The sequence below is a fragment of the Amycolatopsis sp. WAC 04169 genome (genome assembly GCF_003947535.1).
GTDB lineage: Bacteria > Actinomycetota > Actinomycetes > Mycobacteriales > Pseudonocardiaceae > Amycolatopsis > Amycolatopsis keratiniphila.
The window spans coordinates 408814-428522 of record NZ_QHJI01000009.1; the positions used below are offsets into that span (position 1 = coordinate 408814).

The following is a 19709-nucleotide window of genomic DNA, read 5'->3' on the forward strand; positions in this document are numbered from 1 at the left end:
GGGTCGTTCCTGACACATCACGTCCTGAACGACCCTTTCATGACACTGTGGACGGTCACCGCAGACCGGCGATCTCCTTCAGCTCTTCAAGCAGCTCAGGGACCGCGGTGAGCCGCTCCGGCAATCCGCGCGAGTGGAACCACGTCGCGATGTTCCGCACGTCGCGCGCGAGGAACTCCAGCCCGCCGGGATTGGCCACGATGTCGACCACCTGGGGGAGGTCGATCACCATGATCCGGTCGTGGTGCACGAGCAGGTTGTACGCCGAGAGGTCACCGTGCGCGAGCCCCTGCGACGCCAGCAGTTCCAGCATCGCCGAGGTCTGGAACCACAGTTCCCGCAACTGGTCGGGCTCCGGCCGGACCTGTGCCAGCCGGGGCGCGGCGGTCTCGCCCTCGCCGAGGAATTCCAGCAGCAGTTCGGTGCCGTCGCGCTGCACCGGGTACGGCACGGGCGCCCCGACCGACCAGAGCCTGCTCAGCGCGCCGAACTCGGCCACGGCCCACTGTTCGGCGATGAGGTTGCGGCCGAAGCTGCTGCGCGACTCCATCGCCCGCATCTCCCGCGAACGCCGCATCCGCCTGCCTTCGAGATAGCCGGCGTCACGGTGGAACAGCCGATGCTCGCCGCTGCGGTACCGCTTGGCGGCGAGCACGGTGCCCTCGGTGCCGGGCAGGTTGCGCCGGACGAGATGGACGTCCGCCTCCTTGCCGGTTTTGAGGATGCCGAGTTCGGTGTCGACCGCGGCCAGTTCGGTGATCACCCAGTCCGGGCGCGGCAGCGGTCCTTGCTCCGCTTCTCCCCAGGTGCTCCAGCGGTCGGCGCCGTCGGGGATGGCGGTCTCGGTGTAGGCGTCCTCCCGCAACCGGGCGAGGCGGACACGTTCGGCTTCGGTGAGCCGCCCGCCTCGGGTGGGTTCGGGTTCGTCGTCGAAACGGGCACGACGGGTGCGGCGAGGACGTTGTTCGTAAGACTCTTCGAGATCGTGCTTGCGCACTGGTGGGTTCTCCTAGATCAGGGATGCCCCACCGGGCGAGCGTCGTGGCTCCGCGCTCAGCCGCGAGGGGCGAGTGGATGGGGGCGGCCAAGGCCCCGGACAGTCATCAGCACGAGGCACCTCCCAGTCGCATCCACCGGCTCCCTGCCGGATCGCGGACGATCATCCCCGACCCCTTCGGACCACGCAACCGATTTAATTCTGGTACGTGTCTCGGGCACTTCCGGCCGGTGCGCTGGTGGCGGTTTCGCGTGACTGGATGGACGACAAGCGTGATTGGACGGACGCCGCGATCGTGACGTCCCTCCAATCACGCGTGGCGTCCGCTGGATCACGCGTGTCGTCCGGTCGATCACGGGTAAACGCCGGTGCTGGGCCTCGTGAGCGGTAAAGACGGTTAGAACCGTCCTGACCACTCACGACGCGCCTAGGCCGACCGCAATCCCGCCAGCTCGCTCCGCGACCGCACCTTCAGCTTCCGCAGCACACTCGCGACGTGCTGTTCCACCGTGCGCCGAGACAGGAACAGCACCTCGGCGATCTCCCGGTTGGTGTGCCCGGCGGCCAGCAGGCGGGCGACGTCGCGCTCGCGCGGTGACAGCTCGTCGCCGTAACCCCGGCGGCCGCGCCGCGAGGGGGCGACGGCGCCGGTGGACCGGAAGGCGTGGCGGCAGCGCGCGGCGTCGCGTGTGGCGCCGAGGTGGTCGAAGGTCTCCGCGAGTGCCGCGAAAGTCTCGGCGACGTCCTCGTTGCGGGCCAGGCGGCAGCGCGCGCCCCGTTCGGCGACCAGCGCCGCGTGATAGGGCGCGGGGAGCGCCTCGAACCGGGTCCGAGCCTGCTCGAAGGCCTCGATCGCCTCATCGTGGTCGCCTCGGGACGCCGCGACGAGCCCGCGGTTCGCGGCGAGCGCGGCCCGGGTCGACGGCGCGTCGAGGTCGCCGACCTCGCGTTCGAATTCGTCGGTCAGTGCTTGCGCCTCGGCGTCCCGCCCGGTGGCGCAATACGCGTCGACGGCGGCCATCACCAGATCGGCGCCCCAGGCCCAGACACCCTTGGCGCGCAGGAGTTCCAGCCCCTTCTCGGCCTGCGTCACCGCGGCCTCGCCGAGGTCCTGCGCGAGCAGCATGCCCGACATCCCGGCGTGTGCGGCGATCGCGACCGGGGTGAACGCGTTTTCGGGCTGATCCGCCGCGGTACCGGCGAACCGGGCCGCGGCCTCGTCCCATTCGCCGCGGGCGGCGGCGAGCAGACCCAGCACCAGGCACAGTTCGCTGGTCACCGGCAGGAGATCGCGGTACTCGTCGATCAGCGCGACCGCCCGTTCGGCGAGGCCGTCCCAGTTCCCGGTGAGCCAGTCGGTGTGGACGGCGGTCGCGCGGGCGGTGCTGACGACGTACGGCGCCCCGCAGTCGGCGGCGAGCTGCATCCCGCTGCGCAGCAGGCTCCTGGCCCGCCGGTGGTGACCGGTCCAGGCGCAGGCGTCGGCGCTGTTGCAGTGCAGTCGCGCCAGATGCCGCTGTTCGTCGGCGGAACCGACGGTGGTGGGCGCCCGGTCCAGCATGTCCCAGCCGCGCGCGTCCCCGATGTGCAGCCGTGACGCCGCGTTGTTGGCCAGCAGGATGATCTTCAGCCGCCGGTCGGTGGCCCGGTCGATGAGCTCGTCCACCCGGTCCATCCAGCGCCGGTGCTCCCGCAGCGGGGTCGCACCGACCCAGGGCTGGGCGAGGACGCCCATCCCGCGGCCCGCCAGATCGGGCCGGTCGGAGAGGTCGTTGACGGCGATCTCGATCTCGGTCCTCGCGGCCTCCAAGCCGCCTGCCTGGCGCACCAGCAGGAGCCCGAGTCCCAGCCGGACCTCGCCGCTCAGGCGCCCGGACAGCCTGCCGTCGGTGAGCAGCCGCTCCAGCGCCGGGACGACTTCGGTCTGCGCGAGTCCGTTGCACGCCACCGAGCTGAACTTGACCGCGATTCTGTCCACATCGGACGGTTGAAGGCCCGGTTCGTCGAGCAGGGTGCGGAGCAGATCGGTCGCGGTGGCGAGATCGCCGACCGTCGACGCCTGATCCGCGGCGGCTTCGCCGTACTTCAGGGCGCCGGCCCGGTCGCCCGCCTTCCGGCAGTGTTCGGCCAGCCGCACCAAGGACTGCGGGAGGCGGTCGCGCAGCAGCCGTGCGGCCCGCCGGTGCAGTTCCTGGCGATCGGGGCCGGGAATGGTGAGGTACGCGGCCTGCCGGGCGAACGCGTGCCGGAAGTCGTACAAACCTTCGCCGGACTCCACGAGGACGTTGCGTTCGAGCGCGAGGACGAGCGCGCGGCGGGCGCGTTCCGGGGCGAGCGCGGCCGCCGCGGCGAGCAGGTCCGAAGTGGACGGTGTGCCGAGGACGGCGGCGGCCTCGGTGATCCGGCGGGCGGCGGGCGGCAGCGCCATCAGGCGTTCGACCGTCGCTTCCCGTAGCAGCGCCGGGACTTCGACCGTGTCGAGCAGACGCCGCGCGGTCGCACCGTCGGCGTGCACCGCGCCTTCGACGCCGCCGATCGCGTGCACGATCTCCTCGACCACGAACGGGATCCCCGCGGTCCGCTCGTGCAGTCGCGCGGCGAACTCCGCGGAGACGCTGGTTTCGCCGAGCAGTGCGGAAACCAGTGCCTGGACGCCGTCGCGGTCCAACGGCCGGAGGGTGACGAGCGCGTGCGCCGTGCCGGGCGCGGGCCGGTAGGCACTGCCGAGCGGGATGCCGCCGGGGGTCTCTTCGCGACGGTAGGTGAGCAGGAGCGTCAGGCCGGCGGGCGGCTCGGTCATCAGAAATCGCAGCAGGCGGCGGGAACCGTCGTCCGCCCAGTGGAGGTCCTCGATGAGCAGGACGTGCGGGCCCAGCGAGCCGAGCAGTTCCCGGACGGCGCGGAAGAGCTGGTGCCGTTCGGCCCTCGGGTCGGCCGGGCGCGGTGGCGGCTGGGGCAGGAATGCCGCGAGCTCGGGCAGGTAGGGCGCGAGGACACCGGTCACCGGGTTGAGCTCACGCGCCGGGCGGACGTCCTTGAGCGCGTCGAAGACCACGCCGTACGGAAAAGGCTCACGCAACGGCTGGCAGGTCGCGGTGAGGACCGGCCGTCCGGCCAATTCGGCACAGGACAGCAATTCGGTGGCGAGCCGGGTCTTGCCCACCCCCGCTTCGCCTTCGAGCATGATCACCGACGGCGAGCGCAACGCGCCGTCGAGGAGCTCGCGTAATTCCGCCTCACGGCCGACGAGTACCGGCGAACTCGTCCTGCGTCGGCAGCCACCGATCACCATGCCGGGTCACCCCCGCTTCACGAACCACACCGTTCGAGTGAACGCAGCTTAAGCGCGGTTCCGATGATCACGGAACCCGCTCGGACGGTCACCCGACTTTCGTAGGGACGGTGTATTCCGCCATTAGATACGTAGTCCTACGGACCGTTGCCTCGCTTGTTCGCGCAGGTCCCGCCACCCGAAAGTGATTCCAGCGTGACTGCACGTCACGGCGCCGGCCAAGACCTCCGCCGGTGCGAACCACCTGTTCGAGTGAACGGAGCTCAGGAAATGCGTGGAGAACTTCGACGTCACCGGATCGCGGGTGCGGTGCTGGCCGGGGCCTGCGCGGCGGCCACCGTGGCCTTCGCCGGACCGGCCGCGGCCGCCGAGGGACAGATCCGCGGTGCCGGTGTGCCGGGGGCCGTCACGGACGGGTACATCGTCTCGCTCAAGAGCGGCGACGCGAGCCTCGCGGCCAAGTACGGCGGCCAGGTGAAGGCGACCTACACCGCCGCGCTGAACGGCTTCTCGGCGAAGATGACCGAGGCGCAGGCCAAACGCCTCGCCGCCGACCCGAACGTCGACTTCGTCCAGCAGGACGCGGTCGCGCATCTGCTCGGCACCCAGACCAACCCGACCTGGGGTCTGGACCGGATCGACCAGAAGAACCTGCCGCTGGACCGGAAGTACACCTACCCCAACACCGGTTCCGGTGCGACGGTCTACGTCCTCGACACCGGGGTCGACTACCGCCAGACCGAATTCGGCGGCCGGGCGACCAGCGGGTACGACTTCATCGACAACGACAGCGACGCCCGCGACTGCCAGGGGCACGGCACGCATGTCGCCGGCACGGTCGGCAGCGCCACCTACGGCGTGGCCAAGGGCGCCAAGATCGTCTCGGTCCGCGTGCTGAACTGCCAGGGCAGCGGGCAGTACTCGCAGATCATCTCCGGGATCGACTGGGTCGTGCGGAACGCCAAGGGCCCGTCGGTGCTCACCATGAGCCTCGGTGGCCCGGCCGACTCCGGGGTGGACTCCGCCGTGCGCCGCGCGGTCGCGGCGGGCATCACGAACACCGTGGCCTCCGGCAATTCCAACACGGACGCCTGCGGCACCAGCCCGGCCCGGGTGCGTGAGGCCATCACCGTCAACGCCACCCAGAGCGACGACCGCCGGTCCTCGTTCTCGAACTACGGCAGCTGCACCGACATCTTCGCGCCGGGCACCAGCATCACCTCCCTGCGCAACGGTGGCGGCACGCAGCAGATGAGCGGTACCTCGATGGCGACGCCGCACGTCGCCGGCGCGGCCGCGATCTACCTGACGACGAACCCGTCGGCGACCCCCGCCGCCGTGGCCTCCGGTCTCGCCAACGCCGCCACCAACGGCGTCGTGACGAGCCCGGGCTCCGGTTCGACGAACAAGCTGCTGAACGTGGCGGGTCTCTGATGCGCCGCGGCGTGCGCGCCGGTGTGGTGGCCCTCGCGGCCACCGCGCTGGCCGCGCTCGCCGCGGGCAACGCCCTCGCCGCTCCGGCGGAAGGCGTTGTCGTGCAGGCGAAGCAGCACTACGGCGGGCAGTACATCGTCGTGCTCCACGATGTCGGGACCATGGCGGTCGAGCAGTCCTCGGCCGCGCTGACCGGCCGCTACGGCGGTGAAGTCCGGTCGGCGTACAAGAACGTGCTCCGCGGGTTCTCCGTCAAGGGCATGTCCGAGCAGCAGGCCCGGCGGCTCGCGGCCGACCCGGCGGTCAAGGCGGTCTACCAGGACGGCACCGCGCGTGCCGTCGGTACGCAGACCGACCCCACCTGGGGCCTCGACCGCGTCGACCAGAAGAACCTGCCGCTGGACAAGAGCTTCACGTACCCGAACACGGGCGAGGGCGTCACCGCGTACGACCTCGACACCGGGATCAACCCGGAGAACCCGGAGTACGAGGGGCGCGCGTCCATCGGCAAGGATTTCGTGGGCGGCAACGGGAAGGACTGCAACGGGCACGGCAGTCACACCGCGGGCACCATCGGCAGCAAGACCTACGGCGTGGCCAAGAAGGTCAAGCTGGTCGGGCTGAAGGTGCTGGGCAACGACTGTTCGGGCAACGGGCCGGACTCCGCCATCGTCGACGCGGCCGAATGGATCACCGCGAACGGCACCAAACCGGCGGTGGCGAACCTGAGCCTGCGGATGGACCAGGTCGGGCTCGGCGACGACGTCATCAAGAAGTCCATCGCGGCGGGCTTCGTCTACGTGGTGGCAGCGGGCAACGAGAACCAGAACGCCTGCAACGTCAGCCCCGCCCGCATCCCCGAGGCGATCACGGTCGGCGCCTCGGACAGCAGTGACAACAAGTCCTCGTTCTCCAACCACAGTTCGTGCGTGGACATCTTCGCCCCTGGCAGCAACATCACGTCGCTGTCCACGTCCAACGGTGGTTCGGCGAACATGAGCGGGACGTCGATGGCCACGCCGCACGTGGCCGGGGCGGCGGCGCTGTACCTCGCCGCGAATTCCGGTGCCACCGCGCAGCAGACGCGGGACGCGCTGGTGAACAACGCCTCCGACGGCGTGCTCAAGGGACTGCCGTCCGGCACGGTCAACAAGCTGCTGAACGTGTCGTTCATCGGCGGCGGTGGCCCCACGCCGACGTGCGGGGCCAAATCCAACACGACACCGGTGTCCATTCCGGACGCGGGTGACGCGGTGACCAGTTCGGTGACGCAGGAAGGCTGTGACGGCAAGGCGTCGGCGACGCTGCCGGTCAAGGTCGACATCGCGCACACCTACACCGGTGACCTGGCGATTGACCTGATCGGGCCGAGCGGTGCGGTGTTCGGCCTCAAGCAGGCGGGAGGGATCGGCGAGGCGAGCGGCGTGCACACGTCGTACACGGTGAACGCCTCGTCCGAACCGGCGAACGGGACCTGGAAACTGCGGGTCCGCGACGTCCACCGGTTCGACACCGGGACGATCGAAGGCTTCTCCATCACCTTCTGAGTCCTTGCGAACGGCGGTGTGCCGCGGTCACGATGGCCGCGGCGCACTGTCGTTTTCGCTGGGAGGTCTTGGATGGAGTCCTACGATGCCGTGATCGTCGGAGGCGGGCACAACGGCCTGGTGGCGGCGGCGTACCTGGCCAGGGCCGGCCGCTCGGTGCTCGTGCTGGAACGGCGCGACGAGGTCGGCGGCGCGGCGGTCTCCTTCCGGGCGTTCCCCGGCGTCGACGTCCGCCTGTCACGGTACTCGTACCTGGTGAGCCTGCTGCCTCGCAAGATCGTCGCGGACCTCGGGCTCGGCCTCGATCTCCGACGGCGGCGGATGTCGTCGTACACCCCGGTCAGCGACGGCGGTCTCCTTGTCGACACGGGCGACGACGCCCGGACCGCGGCGTCGTTCTCCGCGCTCACCGGGTCCACAAAGGACTTCGAGGCGTGGCAACGGTTCTACGCGATGACGTCCCAGGTCGCGAAACGGACTTTCCCCACTCTGACCGAGCCGCTGGTCTCCAGGGAGGAACTGCGCTCGGGCATCGAGCGCCAGGCGTGGGACGCGCTGTTCGAACGGCCGATCTCGGAAACGCTCACCGGGATGTTCGGCGACGACACCGTGCGCGGCGTCGTCCTGACCGACGCGCTGATCGGCACCTTCGCCGGCGCCGGTGATTTCCGGCAGAACCTTTGCCTGCTCTACCACGTGATCGGCAACGAGACCGGTGACTGGGACGTGCCGGTGGGCGGGATGGGCGCGGTGACCGGGGCCCTCGCGTCGGCCGCGTCTTCCGCCGGAGCACGGCTGACGACCGGCGCCGAAGTGTCGTCGATCGACCCCGATGGCACGGTGCGCTACCGGCTCGGCGACGACGAGTTCGTGGTGCGTGGCGGGCACGTGCTGGCGAACGTCGCGCCGCGGACGCTCGCGCGGCTGCTGGGGGAGGAGCCGCCGGAAGCGCCGGAAGGCGCGCAGCTCAAGGTGAACATGGTGCTGTCACGTTTGCCGCGGCTGCGCGATTCGGGTGTCGATCCGCGAGAGGCGTTCGGCGGGACGTTCCACGTCAACGAGGGTTACGAGCAGTTGGCGACGGCCTACGCCGAGGCCGCCGCGGGCCGGATCCCGTCGTTGCCGCCGTGCGAGATCTACTGCCACTCGCTGACCGACCCGTCGATCCTCGGCCCGGCCGAACAGGCCGCCGGGGTGCAGACGCTGACGCTGTTCGGGCTGCACATGCCCGCCCGGCTGTTCGAGGGGCGCAACGATGCCGCGCGTGACGAGGCTTTGCGCGCGACCTTGTCCTCTTTGGACAGTGTGCTGGCCGAGCCGATCGAGGACTGTGTGCTGCGCGCGCCGGACGGCCGGTTGTGCGTCGAGGCGAAGACGCCGCTGGATCTCGAAGCCGAGCTGGGGCTGCCCGCGGGACACATCTTCCATCGGGATCTCTCGTGGCCTTATGCCGCGGATGCCGATCAGGTGGGCCGCTGGGGTGTCGAGACCGCGCACGAGCGGGTGCTGCTCTGCGGCGCCGGGGCGGTGCGCGGCGGTGGCGTCTCCGGTATCCCCGGGCACAACGCGGCCATGGCGGTGCTGGTGAGCGCGTGAGGGCCCCCTTCCCTCGGCTGAGCCGAGGGAAGGGGACCTTCACGCGCATTCGCTTACTGGACGGTGAGGGTGTAGGTGGCGGTCGCGGTCTTGCCCGCCGAGTCCGTCGCGGTGACGGTCACCGGATACGTGCCCCGTTGGAAGGGCGCGACCACCTGCATGGTCGAACTGCCACCGCTCGAAATCGTCTTCGGGTTGAAGAACGGGGCGAACGGCAGCCCCTGCCCGGACGCCGACAGCGTGATCGTGCCCGTGCCGCCGGTGGCGGAAACCGTGACATTGCTGAAGAAACCGGGTTGCGAGGTCCCGCTGGTGGGGCTCAGGCCCACCTTCAGGTCACCGGGCTGCGGTGCGCCGTCGCCGACGGTCAGGGTCAGGTTCGTGGTCGCGGTGTCGGTGGTTCCCTTGCCCGAGATCGTGACCGCGTAATCCTTTTCGGCCGTCCCGGCCGGAACCTCGATGCTCACCTTCGCGGACTCACCCGAGGTGATGGACGAAGGCTGGAACGTCGCCGTCGCACCGTCCGGGAGCCCCGATGCGCTGAGATCGACCTTCTCCGCGCCGTTCTTGCCCGGTTTGCTGGTCACCGTGGCCGAAACGTACTTGCCCGGCTCGACCTTGAGCGAGGACGGCGTCACCGCGAGCGAGAACGTCTCCGGGTTCTGCGGCTCGCCGATCTGCTGCTTGACCCAGTCGCCCATCTCGTTGTTGAGCCTGCCGTACACGCTGTACCACTTGAAGTCGCTGCGGCTCCACGACGCGACGCCGACGATCTTGCCGTCCACGATGAGCGGCCCGCCGCTGTCACCCGGAAGGATCGTGACGCGGCCGTCGCTGTAGCCGCTGCAGATCATCGTGGCGTCTTTGAAGCCCGCGCCGACACCGTTGCAGTTGCTGCCCTGCACGATCGGCAGGGTGAACTTGTGCAGTTCGACGTTGCGGGTGTCGTCGTTGTGGTCCTTCTTGCCGTAACCGAGGCCCAGCCCGGATTTGCCCGGCTGGTTCAGTCCCGTGTCGGCCGACGTCGCGACCTTCGCGTACTGGCCGCCCGGCACCGGGATGTCGGCGTCGGTGGTGACCACCGCGACGTCGTAGCCCTGGTCGAAGTTGACGTACTTCGGGTGCTTCTCGTAGCTGACGACGCCGATCCGCGTTCCACCACCGGCGTTCAGATCGTCGAGTCCGTACAGGAACGACTTCTCACCGGCCGCGTCCTTGCAGTGCGCGGCGATCAGGATCTTGCGCGGCGCGACGACCGAGCCCGTGCAGGTCTGCCCCTGCGGCCGCGTCCCGCCCTCGCGCAGGCCCGCGATGATGAACGGGTGGTCCTTGACCGAGGCAGGGGTGCCGCCGATGGAGTTCGTGTGCAGTCCACCGGGGACGACCGCTTGATCCGTCGGGGTGACGGCGGGCAGGTTCGCGGCGGCCGCCGGAGCGGGCAGGAGGACCGAGAGGCAGCCGAGGGTGGCGGTGGCGATCCCCAGTAGCCGTTGTCTTCTGTTCACGGTGGTTCCTTTCCAGGTGGCTGGAAATCACTTTCCGCATCCGCGCCTGGAGGAACAACCGAGGAAGAAGCCCGTAGGGGTACGGAACTAATGCGCTCCGTCGCCGGTCAACAGCTCGATACTGTGGTCGCCGGTACGTTCGACGTCGAGGCCCGCCTTCGACAGCACGCGCATCAATTGCTCCACAGTGGACGGTTCACTGCGGGACTTCACCAGCTCGGCCGCCAGCCGTCCCTTGTACGCCTTGTTGAAGTGACTCACCGTGGTCCGGTTGCCCTTCGCGTCCTCGGTCACGACGCGCACGGTCACCGCGTCCGGGCGGAGCTTCGCCAGCGCCGAGTAGGTTCCGGAACGCAGGTCGACGACGAGACCGTCGATGCCCTGGAGCACCGGTTCGAGGATCGGCTTCCACACGCTGCGGACCGTCCCCAGCGACGGCAAGGCGTTGCCGCCGGAAAGCCGGTACGCGGGGATCGGGTCGGTGGCCGCGACCACTCCGAACAGTGCCGAAGCGACGGCGAGGCGCTTCTCGGCCTTCGCCAGCGTCGCCTTGGTGAAGGACTTCACGTCGAGCGCGTCGTAGAGGACTCCGGTGTAGCGGCGCAGCGCGGGCATCGTGGGCGAGGTCCACAGTTCGGCGTTGCGCGCGACCTCGTCGGCCTGTCGCGGCGTGATACCGAGCGCGGCGACACTGGCCGGGACGTCGCCCGCCAGGTCGGCCAGCGCGTCGGCCAGCTTCGCGCGGACCGGGTTCAGTTCCGGGAACGACAGCGCGTCGAGGTCCAGCGGCGCGCCGGTGCCGCCGGCGGCCTTGGTCTCGGAAGGGGGGAGGAGCACGAGCACCACGGAAGCGTAACTAAATGGGGTGCGTCACCCCGAGGCGCGGCCTTAGCCTCGTCCGCATGAGCCTGACCTGGCGCCCGCTGACCATGGACGACATGCCGCGACTGGCGGAGACCTTCGCCGAGGCGGAGCGTGTCGAGCCGATCGAGGAGCACTACAGCGCGGAGGATCTCGCCGAAGAGATCGGTACGCCGACCGTCGACCTGCCGACCGCGTCCACGAGCGCGTGGGACGGCGACACGCTGGTCGCCTACGGTCTGCTCCGCAAGCGCGACGCGGCGGATCCGGTGCACATGATGCGGGTCGAGACGCTCGTCCACCCCGCTTACCGGGACACCGCGATCGCCGCGCACCTCATCGGCTGGTTCGAGGAAGCGGGCAAGGCGCTCCACGCGAAGTCCCATCCGGACGTGCCGCTGGAACTGCACGCCGCGGCCAACACCAAACAGCGCTGGCTCTCCGAGGTACTCGTGGACGGCGGGTACGAGCACGCCCGGTGGTTCGTCGACATGCGAGCGGACCTCGGCTCGATCCCGCCGGCGAAACCGCTGCCCGAGGAGTTCCCGCTCGTCGCGTACGAGCAGAAGTACGAGGCCTTCACGCTGCGGTCCCGCAACGAGACCTTCGCGGATCACTGGGGGAGCACCGAGCAGTCGCCGGAAGCGTGGCGGCATCTGGTGGTCGGCGCGAAGGACTTCCAGCCGGACCTGTCGTTCCTCCTGCTGAGCCCGGAGCGGGACAGGGTGGTCGCGATGGTGCTGAGCGCGTTCTTCGCCTCCGACGAGGCCGCCACGGGTGTGAAGGATCTGTACGTCAGCCACGTCGCGACCGACGCGAGCCTTCGCGGACGCGGAATCGCGGGTGCGCTGCTCGGGCACACGCTCGTCCAGGCCAAGGCCAAGGGTTTCCAGCGGGCCTCGCTCAACGTCGACCAGGACAACACGCACCGCGCTCTCGGGGTTTACGAACGGGTCGGGTTCAGCGAGTTCCAGCGCTGGGCCGGGTACGTGAAACCCGTCCCGACCTGACCGGTTGTCACCTGAAAGGGTGAATTTCGGTACAGTCGATCTTCTCGGAGAGATCGCTGGGGGTGGTAGGGCGTTGCCGGTTTCCGCACGCCTCGGCTGGCACGACCTCCCCTCGGCGACGCGTGACGCCGTCGAGCGTGAGCTCGGGTCGATGGTCCGTCGTTCGTTGTGGCAGACCCCGGAATTCGACGGTGGTGTCTCGGCGCGGCTCGAACTCGAACGCGGTCACCGATGGGTCTTCCTGAAGGCGATCCCGGCGGGCAGCCCGCGCGCGGGCGGCTACCGGACGGAGGCCGCCATCGCGCGACGGCTTCCCCCGGAGGCGCCGACGCCGAAGCTGCTGTCCTTTGTGGATGGTGAATGGCTGGTGCTCGTGTTCGCCGACTTCGACGGCACCAGGCCGAACCTGCGCCCCGGATCGCCGGACCTCTCCGCGGTGCTGGCCACCTTCGGCGCGCTCGGGCGCACGCTCACCCCGTGCCCGCTGCCCGACGTGCCGGACGCGCTCGACGATCTCGGCCCGCTCCTGCGCGGCTGGCACGAACTCGCGAAGGAACGCCCCGGCGACCTCGACGAATGGGCCGTCCGCAATCTCGACCGGCTCGTCCAGCTGGAGACGTCGTGGCATCCCTGGTCGGCCGGGGACACGTTGCTGCACAACGACATCCAGCCCGAGTACCTGGTGCGGACGGGGCCGGGCCGGGTGCTCGTCACCAACTGGCGCTACCCGGCGAGGGGCGCGGGCTGGCTCGATCTCGTCGCGCTCCGCCCGTACCTGCTCGACGCGGGGCACGAGCCCGCCGACGTCGACCGGCTGCTCCGGCGCCGCCCCGTGCTGACCGGCGTCCCGGTCTGGGCGGTCACCGCTTTCGGTGTCGCGCTGGCCGGGCACGCCGAACGCGCTTGCCGGTTGCCGGAACCGCCCGCGACGACGGGGGTGCGTGCGGCGCAGCGCCGTCTCGCGGGTGCCATGCGGGAGTGGCTCGCTTACCGGACCCACTGGCAGTAGCTGCCCTGGCTGCTCGTGAGTGGCTGGGACGGTTCTAACCGTCCTTAACACTCACGAGAGTGGCGCACCGCGGGGCGGTTCCTAGCCACTCACGAGGTTCAGTGGCTCTTCCCCGGCGGCGTACCGGCACAACTGCTCGGCGACCAGCCGCTTCGCGCGCGGGTAGAACGACGCCGACCCGCCCGCGATATGCGGCGTGATGATCACTCCAGGCGAACTCCACAGCGGATGCCCGGCGGGCAGCGGTTCCGGGTCGACCACGTCGAGCGCGGCGCGCAGCCGCCCGGAGGCGGTCTCGGCCGTGAGCGCCGAGGTGTCGATCGCCGAGCCCCGCCCGACGTTCACCACCAGTGCGCCGTCCGGCAGCGCGGCGAGCTCCGCGGGGCCGAGCAGACCCATGGTCGCGGGCGTTTCGGGCAGGATCAGCACCACGATGTCGGCGGACGGCAGCAGCTCGGCCAGTTCGCCGACGCCGTGCACCCGCTCCGCGGGCCGGGCCGTGCTCGCCACCCTGGTCACGATCGCCTCGGCCACGACCAGCTGCCGCTCGATGGCCTGGCCGATCGAGCCGTGGCCGACCAGCAGCACCCGGCTGTCGGCGAGCGAGCGCGTGTGCTCGCGCTCCCACGACGCCGTCGCCTGCTGCGCGAACCAGCGCGGCAGATCCCGCTGCGAAGCGTGGATCAGCGCCAGCGCGTGCTCGGCCACGCTGAGGTCGTGCAGGCCGCGGCCGTTGGCCAGCTTCACGCCCGCCGGCACCAGCGGGATCAGCTTCTCCACCCCGGCCGACAACGCCTGCACGAGCTTCAGCGACGGAAGCCGCGAGAGCAGCTTCATCGGCTCGGCGCCGGTGTCGTACGGCAGCACGTAGACCTCGACGTCATCGAGGCCCTCGTCCGGCAGCGGACCCAGACCGTCGTAGAGCCGCGCGCTCAGGCCCTCGGGCAGCTCGATATCGGACCAGGGCAGGATGGCTCGCTCCGTCATGCCGCCATTCTGGCCATCGCGACCTCCGTCAGCCCTCGTGGGTCGCGACGCAGAACTCGTTGCCGACGGGATCGGCCAGCACCGTCCAGGCGAAACCCGGCATCTTGTGCTCGTCCAGCTTCTTCGCGCCCAATCCGATCAGACGTCCCACCTCCTTCTCCATGTCGTCGGTACCGAAGTCCACGTGGACCCGGTTCTTGCCGACCCGCTCCTCCGGCACCCGCTGGAAGGCGAACACTGGCCCGTTCTCCTTCTTGGCGTGCAGGATCAGGAACTCGCCGCCGTGGTCCTGATCCACCTCGACCTCCAGCGCCTTCGTCCAGAACGCCGCGAGCCCGCGCGGATCCGCGCAGTCGATCGTGATCATGCCCAGTTCGATGCCCATGACGGCACGCTAGCGGCGCCCACCGACAAAACCGGGCGCCCGCGATAACCGGTTGAACCGGCCCGGGGCGGGGTGACTACGCTGCGCAGAACGTCTAAGCACGTAATTCCAGCGAGGAGCCCAGAAGTGATCACCAGGATGTCGTCGTTGTTCCTTCGCACCCTGCGTGAGGATCCGGCGGACGCCGAGGTACCGAGCCACCGGCTCCTGGTACGCGCCGGCTACGTCCGCCGGGTGGCCCCGGGTGGCTACTCCTGGCTGCCGCTGGGCCTGCGGGTGCTGCGCCGGATCGAGAACGTCGTCCGCGACGAGATGAACGCGATCGGCGCGCAGGAGATCCAGTTCCCCGCGCTGCTGCCGAAGGAGCCTTACGAGGCCACCGGCCGTTGGACCGAGTACGGCGACGCCCTGTTCCGCCTCAAGGACCGCAAGGGCGCCGACTATCTCCTCGGCCCGACGCACGAAGAGCTCTTCGCGCTCACCGTGAAGGGTGAATACAGCTCCTACAAGGACTACCCGGTCGTCCTGTACCAAATCCAGACGAAGTACCGCGACGAGGCGCGACCCCGCGCCGGCATCCTGCGCGGTCGCGAGTTCGTCATGAAGGACTCCTACTCCTTCGACCTCGATGACGAGGGCCTGAGCAAGTCGTACGAGCTGCACCGCCAGGCATACACCAAGCTGTTCGACCGCCTCGGCATCGAGTACGTCGTCGTGAAGGCGACCTCCGGCGCGATGGGCGGCTCGGCCTCCGAGGAGTTCCTCGCCGTCGCCGAGACGGGTGAAGACACCTACGTCCGCAGCACCGAATCGGGTTACGCGGCCAACGTCGAAGCGGTCACCACGCCCGCTCCCGACGCGAAGCCGATCGAGGGCCTGCCCGAGGCGAAGGTCCACCACACGCCGGACACCCCGACCATCGAGTCCCTGGTCGCGTTCCTCAACAACGCCGATCTAGGCCGCACCTTCACCGCCGCGGACACGCTCAAGAACGTCCTGGTGAAAACCCGTCAGCCGGGCGCGAAGGAGTGGGAGCTGCTGGCCATCGGCCTCCCCGGCGACCGCGAGGTCGACCCGAAGCGTCTCGAAGCGTCGCTCGAGCCCGCCGAGTTCGAGCTGCTCGAAGAGGCCGACTTCGCGAAGAACCCCTTCCTCGTCAAGGGCTACATCGGCCCGAAGGCGCTGAAGGACAACGGCGTCCGCTACCTGCTCGACCCGCGTGTCGTCGACGGCACGGCCTGGGTCACCGGTGCCGACGAGCGCGACCACCACGTGGTCGACCTGGTCGCGGGCCGCGACTTCACCGGTGACGGCACGATCGAGGCCGCCGAGGTCCGCGAGGGCGACGCGTCGCCCGACGGCAAGGGCACCCTGGTCGCCGCGCGCGGTATCGAGATCGGGCACATCTTCCAGCTGGGCCGCAAGTACGCGGACGCGTTCGAGCTCGACGCGCTGGGTCCGGACTCCAAGCCCATCCGCATCACCATGGGTTCGTACGGCGTCGGCGTCTCGCGGCTGGTCGGCGTGCTCGCCGAGCAGAACCACGACGACCTCGGCATCGTCTGGCCGCGCGAGGTCTCGCCGTTCGACGTGCACGTCGTCATCGCGGGCAAGGACGAGACGGTCGCCGCGGGCGCGGAGAAGCTCGCCGCCGAACTCGACGCCGCCGGGATCGAGGTCGTCCTCGACGACCGCAAGGCCACCCCGGGCGTGAAGTTCGCGGACGCCGAACTCGTCGGTGTGCCGACGATCCTCGTCGTCGGGCGCGGCCTCGCGAACGGTGTCGTCGAGGTCAAGGACCGCCGCACCGGCGACCGCGAGGAGATCGCCGTCGACGCGGTCGTGGAGCACCTGGTCAAGCTCGTCCGTTCGTAGCGTCCACCGTCGGGACTTCGGCACGTATCTCGGCGGCCCAGCTTCCTGCCGGCTGCGTCGCCGGTCCGCCCGAGTACGACCCGGTACGAGGACGAACCGGCGCCTTGCCGGCAGAAACCTGGATCCCCCGATATCCGCACCGCAATCCCGACGGAGGACGCTGTGTTCGGCAAGAAGCGCGACGACTCCCCGGGCTACGAGGACAACGCGGCGCTGGACGGGTTCGGGGGCTATCAGCCCTCGGACTCGTCCGGCTACACGCCCGCGTCCGAGACCCCGGCTCCTGAGCCAGAGCCGGAGAAGCCCGCGAAGCAGCCGATGTCGCGTAGCGGGCGAAGGGCCATGTACGGCTTCTTCGCGACGATCGGCGTCATCGCGGTCGCCGCGCTCGCGAACAACGGTGACCGGTCGTCGGAGGGCAGCGCGCCCACGACCAGGGCCCCGATCGTCTACACGCCTTCGCCTCGGGTCGTCGCGCCGCCGGTGACCGCGGGCTGGCAGTCGGTGGCCGGGAAGGACGGTGTCTACGCCTACGACGTCCCGCCGAACTGGACGCCGAAACCCGGCACGATCCACGGCTGGGAGAAGGGCGCCCAGGTCCCGGGCATCACCATGGTCGCCAGCGCCTTCGTCGGGGAAGGCTATTGCCCGCAGGAGAAGCGAAGCAGGCTCGGCGGCAGCGGCGTGGCGAACATCAAGCTCGCCGACCCCGCCGCCGCGGCGAAGAAGGCGGTCGACGACCTCGCCGTCAGCGCCTACAACCCCGAAAACGGCCCGCTGACGGCCAAGATCACCGCGGAACCGCCCCAAACGACCGAGTTCACGCTCGGTACCGGCAAGAAGGTCCCCGCGAGCATCGTCCTCGCGGAGGTCGTCACCCCGCCGGGAGCGTGCGGTGCCCACCGCGCCTTGGTCGGCGTGATCGCGCCCCAGCTCGGCGAAGCCTCGGCGGCCCTGGCCGTCTATTCGGGCCAGGACGCGCCGGGCGGAGCGGACCGGGAGCTGATCCTGAAGATCCTCAAGACCTACCGCGGTGTCCCGGAAGCCGACCGCAAGACCATCACGCCGCCGCCTTCGACCCTGCGCTGAGGCTTCTTGCCCGACCTCGCGAGCTTCGCCAGCCGCAGCAGGCCGGTGTTCGGCAGGTAGGCCCGGCCGAGCGCGATCCCGATCCGCGGCAGATCCGCCTCGTCGCGGAACGCCAGGTACAGCGGCACGTGGCGCGGCTGGAACTTCGCCTTGAACGCGTGCAGGGAACGGAAGCCGTAGAACGGCTCCATCATCGTGCCGAGCGCGTCGAGCACCCGCTCGACGGCGTGCGCCGGTTCGCCGGAGCTCGCCAGGGGAGCGCCGGACAGCGAAACGAACTTCGCGCCTTCGTCGCGGAAGGCCAGGCACGACGACGCGATCAGGAACTCCATCGACGGACGGAACCCGTCGGCGCGTTTGCGCATGACGTCGAGCGTCCAGCCGCCGATCGCGCCCGCACCGGTGTACACCGGCAGCCACGACGTCACGCCGTGGACCACGCCGTCGGCGTCCACCGCGAGCCCCACGCGGGTCTCGGGGTCCATCGCCTCGTCGACGCCGCCGAGGGTGAAGCCCATTTCCGGCATGCCCTTGTCGCCGATCCACTCCTCGGAGATCGCGCGGACCTGCGAGATCACCGCGCGCGGCTGGTCGGCGAGCCGGACGAGCCGGAACTCGATGCCGTCCTTCTTGGCGCGGTTGAGCGCGGTCCGCACGTCCTGCCAGCGCTTGCCGCGGAATTCCAGCGTTTCCAGTTCGATCAGGGTGTCTTCGGCGACCTGGACCTGCTTCCAGCCGAGCTCGTCGGTCTTGGCGGTGGTGTCGCCGGTGGCGGAGAACAGGCACGGCACGAGACCGGTGTTCTCGCACATCGCGATGAACTCGGCGATCGTCCGGTCGGCGGCGCCGTCCGGGCCGATCTCGTCGCCGAGGGCGATGGCCACCCCGGCGTGGCGCCGGTAGGCGAGGTAGGACTTGCCGTCCGCGGCCACGAAGTACGAGTTCTGCGGCCAGGTCGTCATCCACGAGAGCGTGCTTCCGCCGTGACGGCTGAGCAGTGTGCGGGCCAGCGCGGGGTTGCCCATCCGGCCGAGACGGCGGCGCTTCCGCCGCGACGGCACGCGGAAAGCGCCGCGCGAGGAGACCAGCAGCGCGAATTCGACCGTCCACAGCAGGTTGTCCACGAAGAACAGCGGCGGGTCCACCACGCCGGCGTCCTCGCCGAAGATCTCCGCGAGCGTCAGCACCCCGCCGTAGACCATCACCTGGAGGATGACGAACGACGTCAGGATCATCGCGCACCACCAGGCGACCTGGCTGCCCTTGCGCAGGCCGTTCATGATCGGCACCACGATCAGGCACAGGACGACGACTTCCCAGGTGGACAGCGAAAGTTCTTCGGACGAACCGAAGGGGCCGTTGCCCGGCACGAAGGACATCACCAGTTCGGCGACCGTCAGCACCAGCAGACCGGCCATCACGTAGAACCGCCACTCGCGCAGGCTCGGCCGCCGTTCACGCGAGGATTCCTTGGCACCGACGAACTTCCGGCCGAACGGCAGCGCGAGGACGAGGGCGAAGAAGTGCACGAGGTCGGCGAGCGTGCCGACGAAGATGATCGCGACGCCGGCGTAGACGCACAGCCCGGCGCGCAGGCGCAGGCGCCACGGCGGGCGCAGGGTGGCGCTGGCGACCGCGACCGCGGCGAGCGCGCCACCGGAGAACCCGACGTCGAGGCTGCCCGCGACGCGTTCCGCCCATTCCCAGCCGGAATTGCGGCTCAGGGCCAGGAACTGGACCGCCACCAGCACGCTGACGAACTGGCCGCCGATGGCGACGGCCATCGCCCGGCGCGTGCCGAGCCGCCATTCCGCGAACCCGGCGAACAACGCGAAGCTGAGCACCATCGGCAGGTAGTACAGCGGGACGACCGCGAACAGCGGTCCGGTGAACAAGGTCCACCACCGGCCTGCTTCGAGCGACGGCAGCCCATACGCGATGTACGGGTACACCGCGCGGTCCTCGGCGGCCGACCAGAGCGCGCCCGTGGCCAAGGCGAGCGCGAGCATGATCAGCGTGACGAGGCTCGTGAAAGGCAGCCGGTGCCTCAGCACCGTGGCGATCTTGCGCGTCCGGCCCGGCGCGGCCGTCCCGCTTCCCCCTTTTGGCATGGAACTCAAAT

The 19709-nt window shown here is 69.9% G+C and carries 14 protein-coding genes; 7 read left to right on the forward strand and 7 right to left on the reverse strand.

The genetic code is table 11. The features are described from left to right. Positions 1 to 55: 55 nt before the first annotated feature. Positions 56 to 997 (reverse strand): serine protein kinase RIO, encoded by a 942-nt coding sequence (locus DMC61_RS27160; RefSeq protein ID WP_125692311.1) that lies wholly within the window; start codon positions 995 to 997, stop codon positions 56 to 58. 427 nt (positions 998 to 1424) lie between these two features. Then, positions 1425 to 4289 carry an AAA family ATPase gene (locus tag DMC61_RS27165; protein WP_125692313.1) on the reverse strand — a complete coding sequence of 955 codons (2865 nt, stop codon included), beginning with the start codon at positions 4287 to 4289 and terminating at the stop codon, positions 1425 to 1427. A 270-nt stretch (positions 4290 to 4559) separates the two neighbouring features. Here DMC61_RS27165 and DMC61_RS27170 point away from each other — a divergent pair, with 270 nt between their 5' ends. The 3 genes from DMC61_RS27170 (at position 4560) to DMC61_RS27180 (ending at position 8866) form a co-directional block, all read left to right on the forward strand. Then, positions 4560 to 5723 (forward strand): S8 family peptidase, encoded by a 1164-nt coding sequence (locus DMC61_RS27170; protein ID WP_125692315.1) that lies wholly within the window; start codon positions 4560 to 4562, stop codon positions 5721 to 5723. After that, positions 5723 to 7270 carry a S8 family serine peptidase gene (locus tag DMC61_RS27175; protein ID WP_125692317.1) on the forward strand — a complete coding sequence of 516 codons (1548 nt, stop codon included), beginning with the start codon at positions 5723 to 5725 and terminating at the stop codon, positions 7268 to 7270. Before DMC61_RS27170 ends, DMC61_RS27175 begins: the two co-directional genes overlap by 1 nt. Before the next feature lie 72 nt (positions 7271 to 7342). Next, positions 7343 to 8866, forward strand: coding sequence for an NAD(P)/FAD-dependent oxidoreductase (locus tag DMC61_RS27180; RefSeq protein ID WP_125692319.1), 1524 nt, complete (start codon positions 7343 to 7345; stop codon positions 8864 to 8866). A 53-nt stretch (positions 8867 to 8919) separates the two neighbouring features. Here DMC61_RS27180 and DMC61_RS27185 read toward each other — a convergent pair whose 3' ends face one another. Both DMC61_RS27185 and yaaA read right to left on the reverse strand, forming a co-directional pair. Then, positions 8920 to 10371, reverse strand: a complete 1452-nt coding sequence (locus DMC61_RS27185) for a trypsin-like serine protease (protein WP_125692321.1) — start codon at positions 10369 to 10371, stop codon at positions 8920 to 8922. Between the two features lie 87 nt (positions 10372 to 10458). Continuing rightward, on the reverse strand, positions 10459 to 11214 hold the full coding sequence (gene yaaA / locus DMC61_RS27190; RefSeq protein WP_125692322.1) for a peroxide stress protein YaaA: 756 nt from the start codon (positions 11212 to 11214) through the stop codon (positions 10459 to 10461). Between the two features lie 59 nt (positions 11215 to 11273). Between yaaA and DMC61_RS27195 the strand changes: the two genes are divergently transcribed. Then, entirely contained in the window at positions 11274 to 12242 is a 969-nt protein-coding gene (locus tag DMC61_RS27195) for a GNAT family N-acetyltransferase (protein ID WP_125692324.1), read from the forward strand. A 73-nt stretch (positions 12243 to 12315) separates the two neighbouring features. Further along, entirely contained in the window at positions 12316 to 13251 is a 936-nt protein-coding gene (locus DMC61_RS27200) for an aminoglycoside phosphotransferase (RefSeq protein WP_125692326.1), read from the forward strand. A gap of 81 nt (positions 13252 to 13332) precedes the next feature. On the opposite strand, the gene DMC61_RS27205 is transcribed toward DMC61_RS27200, so the two are convergent. Together DMC61_RS27205 and DMC61_RS27210 are read right to left on the reverse strand one after the other, a co-directional pair. Beyond that, positions 13333 to 14238, reverse strand: a complete 906-nt coding sequence (locus DMC61_RS27205; protein WP_125692328.1) for a 2-hydroxyacid dehydrogenase — start codon at positions 14236 to 14238, stop codon at positions 13333 to 13335. A 28-nt stretch (positions 14239 to 14266) separates the two neighbouring features. Continuing rightward, the gene (locus DMC61_RS27210; protein ID WP_125692330.1) at positions 14267 to 14623 is read right to left on the reverse strand and encodes a VOC family protein; all 357 of its coding nucleotides are present in this window, start codon (positions 14621 to 14623) and stop codon (positions 14267 to 14269) included. Positions 14624 to 14749: 126 nt separating this feature from the next. Here DMC61_RS27210 and DMC61_RS27215 point away from each other — a divergent pair, with 126 nt between their 5' ends. Together DMC61_RS27215 and DMC61_RS27220 are read left to right on the forward strand one after the other, a co-directional pair. Beyond that, positions 14750 to 16498, forward strand: coding sequence for a proline--tRNA ligase (locus DMC61_RS27215; protein ID WP_125692331.1), 1749 nt, complete (start codon positions 14750 to 14752; stop codon positions 16496 to 16498). A gap of 162 nt (positions 16499 to 16660) precedes the next feature. Next, a complete protein-coding gene (locus DMC61_RS27220; RefSeq protein ID WP_125692333.1) occupies positions 16661 to 17587 on the forward strand; it encodes a hypothetical protein in 927 nt (308 codons plus the stop codon). Here the strand turns inward: DMC61_RS27220 and DMC61_RS27225 are convergent. Next, a complete protein-coding gene (locus tag DMC61_RS27225; protein ID WP_125692335.1) occupies positions 17524 to 19698 on the reverse strand; it encodes a bifunctional lysylphosphatidylglycerol flippase/synthetase MprF in 2175 nt (724 codons plus the stop codon). The genes DMC61_RS27220 and DMC61_RS27225 overlap by 64 nt on opposite strands. Between the last annotated feature and the right edge of the window lie 11 nt (positions 19699 to 19709).

What these genes read in the sequence shown, in the direction of transcription:
- DMC61_RS27165 (WP_125692313.1), bottom strand. Translation starts at nt 4,289, where the DNA reads ATGGTGATCGGTGGCTGCCGACGCAGGACGAGTTCGCCGGTACTCGTC.
- DMC61_RS27170 (WP_125692315.1), top strand. Translation starts at nt 4,560, where the DNA reads ATGCGTGGAGAACTTCGACGTCACCGGATCGCGGGTGCGGTGCTGGCC.
- DMC61_RS27175 (WP_125692317.1), top strand. Translation starts at nt 5,723, where the DNA reads ATGCGCCGCGGCGTGCGCGCCGGTGTGGTGGCCCTCGCGGCCACCGCG.
- DMC61_RS27180 (WP_125692319.1), top strand. Translation starts at nt 7,343, where the DNA reads ATGGAGTCCTACGATGCCGTGATCGTCGGAGGCGGGCACAACGGCCTG.
- DMC61_RS27195 (WP_125692324.1), top strand. Translation starts at nt 11,274, where the DNA reads ATGAGCCTGACCTGGCGCCCGCTGACCATGGACGACATGCCGCGACTG.
- DMC61_RS27205 (WP_125692328.1), bottom strand. Translation starts at nt 14,238, where the DNA reads ATGACGGAGCGAGCCATCCTGCCCTGGTCCGATATCGAGCTGCCCGAG.
- DMC61_RS27210 (WP_125692330.1), bottom strand. Translation starts at nt 14,623, where the DNA reads ATGGGCATCGAACTGGGCATGATCACGATCGACTGCGCGGATCCGCGC.
- DMC61_RS27225 (WP_125692335.1), bottom strand. Translation starts at nt 19,698, where the DNA reads ATGCCAAAAGGGGGAAGCGGGACGGCCGCGCCGGGCCGGACGCGCAAG.